Genomic DNA, 11,714 nt, shown 5'->3' on the forward strand with positions numbered 1-11,714 from the left:
CATTGTAACATATATTTGGGGATGAAAAGTCGGAAATCAAGTATAAGTTGCTGAAATATTTTTTTTCGCATATGATAGTGAGAGGACAAATGGGAGAAGGTGTGTGATTATGCTGACGAAAAAGCAATGGATTGATGAGAAAAGAGAACAATTAACGCCGGATAAACAAGCGTATATGAAGACGGTAGAATGGGTAATTACTGCGGAGAAAAATGTGTCGGAGCAGGAGAAAGATGCTTTTGTGTTAGAAGCGATAGAACAACTAGCAGCATCAGAAAAAGCAGATCCCGCACAGGTTCTAGGGATGGACGCAACAGCTTACGGTAGGCAATTGACGAAACAAAAGGCGGGGCAATCGCCAAATACAAAGACGAATTATACGAGTCAGATTCCGTTGTTTGTTTTGATAGGAATTTTGGCCATGAGTCTCTTTTTAGTCGTTATGGGGATTATCGGTCTAGTCACTAAAGATAGTGTTATTTATGCAGGGACATTTGTACTGACCGTTTTGATGGTTTTTATTTGTATCGTGTGTATTTTAATAGGCGGGTACATATTGTGGAAGCATTATTCGGTCACAGAATCGAAATCACTTGCTGCCTACTTTCTAATTGGCAGTGGTATTGTCGTTATGTATGTTTTTGTACTTGTATTCTTGTTGATGATTTTGCCAGACTTAGGCCCCGTAATGAGCGGCGGCGCTTTGCTTGAATTGATACTAGGCGTTGGAGGATTTATGACAGCAGCATTCGTATGGAAAAAAATCCAGAAAAAATAAAAGGTGAAGTTAGGATACTCATAAATGTTTAGAAAAGGAGATAAATCGTATGCGTCTTTCATTAATTGTACATATATTCGGAAGCATAATATTTTTTCTATTCTTAAGCTATATGACAATCACAAAAGCAGATAAAAGCCTTATACTCTTATCATTAGGAGTCATGATATATTTCATATTGATGACACTAATTACCTACCGAAATTACAAAAAAAATAAAAAAAGCAAGTAACACTAACAAACAAAAAGCGCCCTTATACACCCTAAATAAAGTGGTACCCATGTCAAAGACACTTGTAAAAAAAGAATTAAGCACTTGCTAGAAGATGGTTTCTGTATTGTACAGGAGCCATTTTTTGAGGTTCTATTGATAGCGATAATTATTATGGTAAATCATATAGTAGTCTATTGGATTTTGGCGTTCGAGAATAGTTTTTTTGCTCATGATTGCTTCCTTTATGGCTGAGTTATTGCTTTATTTGAGTATACAAAAAATACCTATAGAACGCACTTCTTTTTTGAAGTGTCCATTCTATAGGTACCATTGTATTAACTCGACTTTTATATTATTTGGAGACTTCGATTTGGATGTTGAGTTTTACTTCATCACCGATAAGTACGCCGCCAGTTTCAAGCACTGCGTTGTAGTTTAGGCCAAAGTCTTTGCGATTGAATTTACCAGTTCCTTCAAAGCCAGCAACCATATTGCCTGACATTGGGTCTTTGCTTGTTCCTTCATATTCCACGTTTAGTGTGATTGGTTTGGTAACGTCACGTACCGTCAAATCACCAGTTACTTTATACTCGTTACCACCATCAGCAACGATATTAGTCGATTTAAACGTAATCGCTGGATATTTCTCTACATCGAAGAAATCCGGGCTCTTCAAGTGACCATCACGTGCTTCTTGACGTGTATCGATAGACGCCACGTCCACGGTGAATGCAAGGCTAGCTGTTGTTAAGTCTTCAGGATCAAGTGTTAAATCAGCGCTGAAATCTTTGAAAGCGCCTTTCACTTTAGATACCATCATGTGTTTTACTTGAAACTCGATTGAACTGTGTGCTGGGTCTACATTCCATTTTTCTACTGTCATTTTAAAATTCCTCCAATTAATATCATTTTTTTGTTGGCGCCATCTTCATTTTGCTCGCCAGTGGGACTCGGCGTTTAGTCCGATTGTTTTTAGCCCCATTATTAATGTTCCCTTCTCTTCCTCGTCTAACACATCGAGTTGTTCGATTATCAATGCTTCAAACTTTGGAAATAGGTTGCTGATAAAAGTTGTGCCTTGTTCCGTTAACTCTGCGTAGACAATACGCCGATCGTTCGGGTCTGTCACGCGAACTAAGTAGTGCTTCTTTTCAAGCTTGGTGACCATATAAGTCGTGTTGCCATTTGAAATCAGGTTTTTCTGCCCAATCGCTTGAAGTTGTTGTGGTCCAAGATGATAAATCTGCTCTAAAACACCGAATTCACTTGGCGTAATACCATGTTCCTCGACCAATCGCGCAGTCAGTTTTTGAATCCACCCCGCTGATCTAAGCAAAACTGTAAACAATTTCAAATCGACATTGTCCAAGGAAACCACCTCGTTCCAACAAAATGTTTTAATATCGAAATATCTTACAAACAAATAATAACATACTTATAAAAAGTAAGTCAAGCGATTTAGAAAAAATTTTAAAAAAAGTAGTTTTCGTTAAGATTATGTAAAGATCATTGTGTATAATAGAAAGTAGCGTAAAATAGAAAAGGAAGAGGTGAAGCTAGATGGAATTGAGTGAAGATAGAGTAAATCGAGTGCGGGACGTGTTGGGCTCGTATTGGGCAATCAATCGAATTACAGCAAAACACGCCGAGCAAAACGCGCTGAGCCTAGGCTTGTCACTACAACAAATGGCGATAATCAATATTTTATACGGACGTCCGGAATCCACGGTAGATGACTTAAAGAAGAAACTATTCACATCGACAGAAGTTATTTCGGCAAACGTGGACGGTCTAGTGCACGCACGATTAGTAGAGAAAATGAATACCGAATTCGTAGAAAATGCCGATGCATGGCGTTTACAGTTGACGGAGAAGGGCAAAGAAATGTCAGAGCGCTCGACGCAGAACGCATTCGCATATAAAGCAATGATGAAGGCGCTAGATGAGATAGAGGATGAGGATATAGATAAGTTGATCGAGATTAACAAGAAGATTGAAGGTTTACTAAAAGCAGACTGAGAAAGCGTACAGCGTATATTTATCGAAGTCGAATATATTTATTAACAAGAGAGTTTATTCATGATGTCACCATTGACTTTATGAGTGAACTCTCTTTGTGTACATATACATCAATGCCTTAACCTATACATAAAATCCGAAAAGAGCGAAATAAAGTAAAAATGTAACCAAATTGACAAATGTGAAGTTCAAAAACAAGAAGTATTGTATTTTTTGGTCCTACCTTAAGTGTTAAGCTATCTAAGTAGAAGATTTCTAACGCTACAAAAATAGTAAGAGGAGGATCGAAACTAGTTTCAGCAAGGTAAAAAATAAAAATTAAAGAGGAGCAATACAAATAATGAATAAGAATATGAAGAAAATCGCACTCGCACTCGTTGTGACAAACGTAGTAGCAAGCACAATTATCACAGCTTTACCACCAGTACAAACACACGCAGCAGAACAGAAATTAACATCCACTTTGAAATCAAGTTCAGGATCAATGATGGACTATGTAACAACCAATAGCACGAAAGTGACAGGACGTGTGCCAGCTGGAGCAGGGAAACAAGTTACAGTGCAAATATTTAGCACCATAACTGGGGCCGTCCGCTATACTTTCGCAGGAATAGCAGATGAATCTGGAGATTATTCTATTCCTGTACAATCATATGTTGGTAATTATTTGAAAACAGATGCGATTCTAGTAACTTTCGATAATGGAAAGACTGCGGAGCAATCGATAACTATAGGTGATATGTCCACTTTCGAACTTAATCCTACGAAAGATTCAGATACGACTATTAAGGGTGTTTTCACTGGACATCCCAACGTGACTTTCTCGGTTTTGCTAAATGCGACAAATCAAGTATTCTTTACTACAGATGCGGAAGGCAATTTTTCATTCAAATTACCAGGTTCACTAACATGGGGTAATTTCGATGGTATGGAGCTTGCAGCATTAGATGCTCCTTCTACTTTTTACTTTTTGTACCGAAAGACTATAATACGCCCTACAGCTACTCCAGCTGTTAGTTTCAATGTCACAGGACTTAACACCGCACCAATGGTAGGAGCTACAGGCAAAATGTCTACAAACGTCTTACCTGCAACCGCCAACCAAGGAGTAACATATTCTTCTAGCAATCCAGGAGTTATGACAGTCGATGGAAACGGAAATTGGGCTGCAACTGGAGCTGGAACGGCTAACATCATTGTTACATCTAATTCTAACAATCAGATTTCAACGACAATTCCAGTAACTGTAGGTGCACTTGATCCAGCTACTGTAGCAGCTGTTAATGACTTGTTCATTAACAATAATCCAGCGAACCACATCAAAGATACAACCGATCAAGCAGCGATTAATGCAGCACAAGCGAAAGTAAATGCTGTAACAGATACAGCGAAAAAAGCAGAGCTCCAAGGTTACGTAACGAAAGCACAAAACGAACTCAATGCTCGTACTACAGTAGAAGCACAAATAGCAGCAGCGAAAGTAGCGTTTCATAGCCTAACAGCATCCACTGCTGGATTTGAAGCGAAAATTGACAGTGCAGAAAGTTCACGCTTCAAATTCTTCTTCTATGTTAACGGCGTTTATTCTGGAAACACCGATGGTGATAAGGGCTACTATCTCATCAATTCCCTCGTTGGTTCTGAACGTGTACTAAAAGGAGGAGGGACTCTGGTAGATGGTGACGTCGTATCCGTGAAACTAGAAGTGAACGGCAATTACTATCCGATCACATCTGCTACTGTTTCAGCAACTTATGATGCCGCGAATGCAGCAGTTAATGGATTATTCATTGACAACAATCGAGCAAATCACATCAAAGACACAACTGATCAAGCAGCGATTAATGCAGCACAAGCGAAAATCAACGCTGTAACAGATGCAACGAAAAAAGCAGAACTACAAACTTACGTGACGAAAGCACAAAATGAACTAAATGCTCGTATCGCAGAAGCAACAGCAGTAGCAACAGCATCTGTCAACGATCTATTCATCAACAACAATCCAGCAAATCACATCAAAGACGCAACGGATCAAGCGGCGATTAATGCAGCGCAAGCGAAAGTCAACGCTGTAACAGATACAGCGAAAAAAGCAGAACTTCAAGGTTATGTGACAAAAGCACAAAATGAACTAAATGCTCGTATTGCAGAAGCAACAGCAAGCGCAGTAGCAACAGCATCTGTCAACGATCTATTCATCAATAGCAATCCAGCAAATCACATCAAAGACACAACTGATCAAGCAGCGATTAATGCAGCGCAAGCGAAAGTCAACGCTGTAACAGATACGGCTAAAAAAGCAGAACTTCAAGGTTATGTAACAAAAGCACAAAATGAACTAAATGCTCGTATTGCTGATAACACAGCTAAATCAATAGCTTTTGAAGCTGTCAATAATCTGTTCATTAATAATAACCCTATTTATCCTATTAAAGACACAACAAACCAAGCTGCAATTGATGCAGCGCAAGCGAAAGTTAACGTTATCGTAGACCCAGTAGTTCGCGGAGACCTACAAAAACAAATCGACCAAGCGAAAGCCGAGCTAGCAGCAAGAACAGCGACAGAGCAAGCGAAAGCAAGTGTTAATAACTTATTCGCAAACGCACCAACGAACACTATTTTGAAAGATACAACAACACAAGCGATGATTGACGCAGCAAGTGCACAAGTAAATGCCCTACCAGCAAGTACAGACAAAACGAAACTACAAGGTGACATTGCAACAGCGAATACGTTGTTTGGCCAAATCACGCAAACAACGATTGCTGGATTAACATCTGACGCGACAACGGTATCGGGTAAAGGTGAGCCTAACAGTAACATCGTTATCAAAAACGGTAGTGCGACAATTGCATCTGGTAAAGTAGCTAGCGACGGAAATTATCTGTTCTTCATCACACCACAAGCAGGTGGATCTACCATCACAGCAACTGTAACGAAAGCATCGAACGGTAAAACATCTAGTGCTAGTACAAAAGTAGTCGATGAAACAATCGTAGCCACTACAATTAACAGCTTATCAGCGACAGATGTCATGGTATCGGGTAAAGGTGAGCCTAACAGCGACATCGTTATCAAAAACGGTAGTGCGACAATTGCATCTGGTAAAGTAGCCAGTGATGGAAATTATCTGTTCTTCATCGCACCACAAGCAGGCGGTTCAACAATTACAGCGACTGTTACAAAAGCGTCAAATGGTAAGATGTCAACGGCAAGTACAACGATTCCAGATGATAGCATTGTTCAAACAACAATTAACACGTTAAAAGCCGATTCTACAACAGTATCTGGAGTAGGTGAACCTAACTCAAATATCGTTATCAAAAATGGTACAGTAACGATTGCATCAGGTAAGACAGCAAGCGATGGTAGATACACTTTCAACATCTCACCACAAGCAGGTGGTTCAACAATTACAGCGACTGTAACAAAAGCATCGAATGGTAAAACATCAACAGCAAGCACAACGATTGCCGATGAAACAATTGCAACAACAACTATCAACGACCTAACAGCTAATTCTACAACTGTATCTGGTTCGGGTGAACCAAATTCAGATATCATCATCAAAAATGGTAACACAACGATTGCATCTGGTAAAACAGCGAGCAATGGTACGTACCTTTTCAACATCACACCACAAGCAGCAGGATCTACCATCACAGCAACAATCACCAAAGCATCAAATGGCAAAGTATCCACAGCGAGCACACTGATTCCAGCAGCGCTTGATTACAGCCTAAAAGCCAACAGCTATAAAATTGGCACAGCGAATCTAACAGGAACATACGGCAAAAACATCGCTAAAGTTCGTCTTTTCGTGAACGACAAACTGGTCATCCAAGCAACAACAAGCAATGGCACGTTTACTTTCCCTAACATCGCGAGCTTCATCACAAAACCAACCGATAAAGTTGAAGTGGTTGGTGTTGATGGCGGATATGTAGAACGCGCTCGTGTAGCTGTAACTGTTACTGGCGATCCAGTCTATGATTACAGCCTAACAGCGAACGATTACACATTAGGAAATGCAACGCTAACAGGTAAATACGGTAAAGACGTATCCAAAGTACGTCTATGGGTCAACAATGTGGTCGTATCGCAAGCAACAACAAACGCAGATGGCACGTACACATTCGACAAAGTACCAAGTTTTGTGAAATTAGCAACGGATAAAGTCGAAGTCGTAGGTGTAAACGCCGCGTACAACGAAGTCGCTCGTAAAACAGTGGTAACTAAAGGAAGCTCTATTTTAGATACGTCTCTGACAGCGAACAACTATGCCAAAGGAGCAGCGAATCTTACTGGTACATTCGGCAAAGATATTTCGAAAGTCCGTCTATGGGTCAATGGAGCGGTGGTACAACAAGCAACAACAAGCAACGGCAACTATACGTTTACAAACATTGCAAGCTTTATCAAAAATAAAGAAGATGTAGTGGAAGTTGTGGGTGTAGATGCCCAATATAATGAGAAAAATCGCATCACGGTTACAAAAACTGGTTTTGACACATTAGACAACAGCTTAACAGCACCAGCCGATTTCACGTTGAATAAAGATACAGCGATCAATGGAACTATGGGTACAAACGTTGCGAATGTTCGTTTATCCGTGAATGGTGTAATCGTGAAACAAGCCGCTAAAACAGGCAACACGTATAGCATCGCAGGCGCAAACAACTACATCACAAGCACAACCGATGTCGTGAAAATTATCGCAGTCGATGCCCAATACAAAGAAGTAGCGAGCAAAAATGTAACGGTAAAAGCGGATAGCACCGTCTATGATTATACTTTAAGTGTAAACCCGTATATATTTGGCGCATCAACCATCACAGGCGCTTATGGCAAGGATATAACTTCTGTCCGTCTATGGATAAATGGAGTAAGTTTTAAAATAGCTACACTAAACAATGGTAATTTTACAATTAGTGGCCTTGGATCTATCACAAGCACATCCGATTTAGTAGAAATTGTAGCAGTCAACGCAAGCTATAAAGAAGTCGCACGTGTGAAAGTACAGTAATAAGCAATATCAATGGTTAATGGGTTTAAACAGCAGGTGAAAATATTTCATCTGCTGTTTTTCTATGTATGGAAAAAAGGTGATACTATTTTGTTAAAAAATAGTATCACCTTTTTAGCATAAATATTGAGTTAGTCACGTTTTCCATCTGTATACGAGTGCTCATCGAAAGAACATTCGTCGAGTGGGATAACTTTTGATTTTTGTGTGTATTTATAAATAAGCCAAAATGCCAAGAAAATAGGAAGTCCAATGTAGGAAATCGCAATTTTCTGCCACCATTGTGGGTTTGTGATATCTGGATGTAAAAAGGCGTTGTAATCTTGCCCAACGATGACTAATAAACACAGCACTAGCGCTAAAATAGGTCCAAATGGAAAGAACTTTGCTTTATATTTCAGTTTATTCAAATCAAGTCCTTGCTTGACGTATGCGCGGCGGAAACGGTAATGACTGATCGCAATCCCCACCCAGGCAATGAAACCAGTCAAACCTGATGCGCTAAGAAGCCATGTATAGATCACAGCACCATTATCGCTTAAAGTCGTGATAAATGTCATCGCACCAACGATTGTCGTCAAAATAAGGGCTGCCATCGGAATACCACGACGGTTTACTTTGGATAGAAATTTCGGAGCTTTACCGTCTTTTGCCATTGACCATAACATCCGAGTGGAAGCGTAAAGTCCGGAGTTACCAGCGGACAAGACGGAGGTTAGAATGACTGCGTTCATCACAGAAGCAGCAATCGCAAGACCAGCTTTTTCGAAAACAAGCGTGAATGGGCTAATTGCAACGTCTGTCGCTTCGCCGCCAAGCAAGTTTGGACTAGTGTAGGGAATAATCATCCCGATAATAAAGATTGCAAAAATATAAAAGAGCAGGATACGCCAGAATACTTGTTTAATCGCTTTTGGTACACTTTTTTCGGGTGTTGCGCTTTCACCAGCTGCGATCCCCACGAGTTCTGTTCCTTGGAAGGAGAAACCGGCGAGCAGGAAGGTTCCGAGAATGGCGAAGAATCCGCCTTTAAATGGTGCATCACCCATCGTGAAGTTTTCAAAACCGATGAAATGACCGCCAAGAATTCCGAGAATAGTAAGTACACCGATGATTAAAAAGACGATGACGGTAACGACTTTGATGATGGAGAACCAATACTCTGATTCGCCGTAAGCTTTGACGGACAGCGCATTTAAGCCGAATATGAGTAATAGGAACACGGCGCTCCAGAGCCAAGCTGGTGCATCTGGGTACCAAAATTGAATAATAAGTGCGGCAGTCGAAATATCAACGGCAAGCGTAATCGCCCAGTTGAACCAGTAGTTCCAGCCGAGTGCGAATCCGAAAGCTGGATCGACAAAACGGGAGGCATACGTACTAAAGGAACCAGACACAGGCATGTACGTCGCCATTTCTCCAAGACTTGTCATTAAAAAGTAAACCATTAAGCCGATCGCAGCGTAAGCGACAAGTGCGCCCCCTGGACCTGCTACTGCTATGGCATTTCCGCTCGCTAGGAATAATCCCGTTCCAATCGAGCCCCCAATTGCAATCATCGATAAATGACGCGTTTTTAAATCTCTACGAATGTGACCTTGTTGCTGTTCTTTTTTCACAAGTAAAACTCCCTTTCTTCTGTATGAAAATGAGGTTTTGGGAACAAAAAAACCAATCCCGTGTGCAACTTTTGAGATCAGTTTATAGATACCAACATCAAAAAGCGTTAGATAGCACATCCGTTTCGTCAAGCTAATGGCAAAAACGGCAGTCCTGTTTCTTTCGATAACAGTCCCAGCTAAAGAGCAGTCATAAACCTGCCTTCACTTCGGCGAGCATCCTTTTTGCGGGGAGTCATCAGTGTGTTATGCACCTCGTCAACCGTTACTTGTGAATTTCGCAACCTCTACCTCACCGTTTGGATGAGGATTTTATTCAGTTTTCATGTTCTATACTAACGAATATAGCGGGTAATTGCAAGGCTTTTTTTGTATTTTAAACGTTTTTTAGAGCTTCGCGAACGGTGCTGAAAGTTGGAATGCTCGGCAGGCGATTATCGTAATTGACCATCAGCATCGCGAATCGTGGTGAAACTCCGGTCAACATGAGGCTTACACCCGTTAATTTCGTTAAGGCTAAAAATTTAATCAGATTCGCAGCAACTTCTTCATTGAAATCAGCGAGTCCCGAAATGTCCATGATTAGATAATCGATGTGACTTACCTCAAGATAGGAGGCTACATTTTGCGTCATTTCTTCAAAGCGGTCCGTTGATAGTGCGCCAACCAAGGGAAGAACAGCAACTCCTTCTTGGACAGGAACGATTGGCGTGGACATTTTGACGATTTCTTCAATCGAATCTTCAAGTAACATTTTGTATTTTTCTTCGCGTGTGACGTCGCGTTGGATGCCAATAAAATAGCTTTTTCCAGATGCTTCGTCATAAATGGGATCAATGGTTAGTTCGTTGAAGAATATATTACCATTTTTGCGATAGTTTTGGAGGAACACACTAACGGTGGTACGATTTTTCACGGCTTGGCTTATTTTGGCTAGCGCGGATTTGTCCGTTTTACGACCTTGGAGCATATGGCAGTTTTTCCCCATCACTTCTTCAGAGGTATAGCCTGTGATGCGTTCGAAGCCACTATTCACATAAATAATTGGATTATCTGGTAGATCACCATCCGTAATGATAACGCCAACACTAGTCATATTTAACGCTTTTAGAATAATATTGAATTGCAATTCTGCTTCTTTATTTAACATCCCAAACAGACCCCCGTTTTCCATTTTTATATACGTCCATCATACCAAAAAGTAGGCCAAATAGAAACGGCTTTCTAAAATTCATTTGTAGTTCATAAAGCTGCGTTACACTTATGGTGCCTCGTATTCTAACAAAATGATGATAATATAGTAAGAAATCTCTTTAATTTATCGAATTACTGTGCGAAACTGCGCAAAATGTAGTAACATAGGAAGGTAGAATAGTGAAGTGGAGAGAGGAGTTATTTTAGTGCAACAACCTTCCGTAAATGAGTTGAAAGAATGGCGTAATGTGATGTTAATGCATCGTTTTGCCTTAGAAGAAGTGAATACGAAATTAAAAATATTGAATGATGAGTTCCAGTTTCTTCATGATTATAATCCGATGGAACATTTGAAATCGCGGGTCAAAAGTTTTGAGAGTTTGACGGCGAAATTGGAGAAAAAAGGGCTCGATATTACACCGGATAATGCGTATGAACATGTGCATGATATTGCTGGAATTCGGGTGACTTGTTCTTTTGTATCGGATATTTATAAGATTTATGAGATGTTGGCAAACCAAGATGATATGACGATTTTGAATGTGAAAGATTATGTGGAGAATCCAAAGCCTAACGGGTATCGGAGTCTGCATTTGATTTGTGAAGTGCCGATTTTCTTGACGAATACGTCGCGCAAAATGTGTGTGGAAATCCAGATTAGAACGGTTGCAATGGATTTTTGGGCGAGTTTGGAGCATAAGATTTACTATAAATATAAATCGACAGCACCAGCGCATTTGACGCAAGAATTGTATGAGGCTGCGGCTATTATCCAACATTTAGATGAAAAAATGAAATACTTAAATGATGAAATCGACCAGTATAAGAATGAGGTTGAAGGGGAATAAGGGGTTGAAAAAA

At 40.3% G+C, this 11,714-nt stretch carries 8 protein-coding genes and 1 riboswitch; of the genes, 4 read left to right on the forward strand and 4 right to left on the reverse strand.

Features of this window, described 5'->3' with window-relative positions; all coding sequences use genetic code 11:
* Nucleotides 1-109: 109 nt before the first annotated feature.
* Nucleotides 110-778, forward strand: a complete 669-nt coding sequence (locus tag HCJ66_RS08465) for a DUF1129 family protein (RefSeq protein ID WP_187132733.1) — start codon at nt 110-112, stop codon at nt 776-778.
* 566 nt (nt 779-1,344) lie between these two features.
* On the opposite strand, the gene HCJ66_RS08470 is transcribed toward HCJ66_RS08465, so the two are convergent.
* Entirely contained in the window at nt 1,345-1,875 is a 531-nt protein-coding gene (locus HCJ66_RS08470; protein WP_187132734.1) for a YceI family protein, read from the reverse strand.
* A 45-nt stretch (nt 1,876-1,920) separates the two neighbouring features.
* Nucleotides 1,921-2,361, reverse strand: coding sequence for a MarR family winged helix-turn-helix transcriptional regulator (locus HCJ66_RS08475; RefSeq protein WP_187132735.1), 441 nt, complete (start codon nt 2,359-2,361; stop codon nt 1,921-1,923).
* Between the two features lie 191 nt (nt 2,362-2,552).
* Between HCJ66_RS08475 and HCJ66_RS08480 the strand changes: the two genes are divergently transcribed.
* Nucleotides 2,553-3,011 (forward strand): MarR family winged helix-turn-helix transcriptional regulator, encoded by a 459-nt coding sequence (locus HCJ66_RS08480; protein ID WP_187132736.1) that lies wholly within the window; start codon nt 2,553-2,555, stop codon nt 3,009-3,011.
* Nucleotides 3,012-3,351: 340 nt separating this feature from the next.
* The gene (locus HCJ66_RS08485; protein WP_187132737.1) at nt 3,352-8,040 is read left to right on the forward strand and encodes a beta strand repeat-containing protein; all 4,689 of its coding nucleotides are present in this window, start codon (nt 3,352-3,354) and stop codon (nt 8,038-8,040) included.
* A gap of 131 nt (nt 8,041-8,171) precedes the next feature.
* On the opposite strand, the gene HCJ66_RS08490 is transcribed toward HCJ66_RS08485, so the two are convergent.
* Together HCJ66_RS08490 and ytvA are read right to left on the reverse strand one after the other, a co-directional pair.
* Complete coding sequence (locus HCJ66_RS08490) at nt 8,172-9,659, reverse strand: amino acid permease (RefSeq protein ID WP_484549409.1); 1,488 nt, start codon at nt 9,657-9,659, stop codon at nt 8,172-8,174.
* Between the two features lie 104 nt (nt 9,660-9,763).
* A riboswitch (Lysine riboswitch) is annotated at nt 9,764-9,957 on the reverse strand.
* A 78-nt stretch (nt 9,958-10,035) separates the two neighbouring features.
* Nucleotides 10,036-10,809 (reverse strand): YtvA family blue-light photoreceptor, encoded by a 774-nt coding sequence (ytvA, locus tag HCJ66_RS08495; protein WP_187132739.1) that lies wholly within the window; start codon nt 10,807-10,809, stop codon nt 10,036-10,038.
* 250 nt (nt 10,810-11,059) lie between these two features.
* Here ytvA and HCJ66_RS08500 point away from each other — a divergent pair, with 250 nt between their 5' ends.
* Nucleotides 11,060-11,701 carry a GTP pyrophosphokinase family protein gene (locus HCJ66_RS08500; RefSeq protein ID WP_187132740.1) on the forward strand — a complete coding sequence of 214 codons (642 nt, stop codon included), beginning with the start codon at nt 11,060-11,062 and terminating at the stop codon, nt 11,699-11,701.
* Nucleotides 11,702-11,714 lie beyond the last annotated feature (13 nt).

This window comes from Paenilisteria portnoyi (assembly GCF_014322795.1).
Taxonomy (GTDB): Bacteria; Bacillota; Bacilli; order Lactobacillales; family Listeriaceae; genus Listeria_A; species Listeria_A portnoyi.

Bases quoted from the DNA above. Each gene is read 5' to 3' on its own strand.
- HCJ66_RS08465 (WP_187132733.1), top strand. From the start codon at position 110: ATGCTGACGAAAAAGCAATGGATTGATGAGAAAAGAGAACAATTAACG.
- HCJ66_RS08470 (WP_187132734.1), bottom strand. From the start codon at position 1,875: ATGACAGTAGAAAAATGGAATGTAGACCCAGCACACAGTTCAATCGAG.
- HCJ66_RS08480 (WP_187132736.1), top strand. From the start codon at position 2,553: ATGGAATTGAGTGAAGATAGAGTAAATCGAGTGCGGGACGTGTTGGGC.
- HCJ66_RS08485 (WP_187132737.1), top strand. From the start codon at position 3,352: ATGAATAAGAATATGAAGAAAATCGCACTCGCACTCGTTGTGACAAAC.
- ytvA (WP_187132739.1), bottom strand. From the start codon at position 10,809: ATGTTAAATAAAGAAGCAGAATTGCAATTCAATATTATTCTAAAAGCG.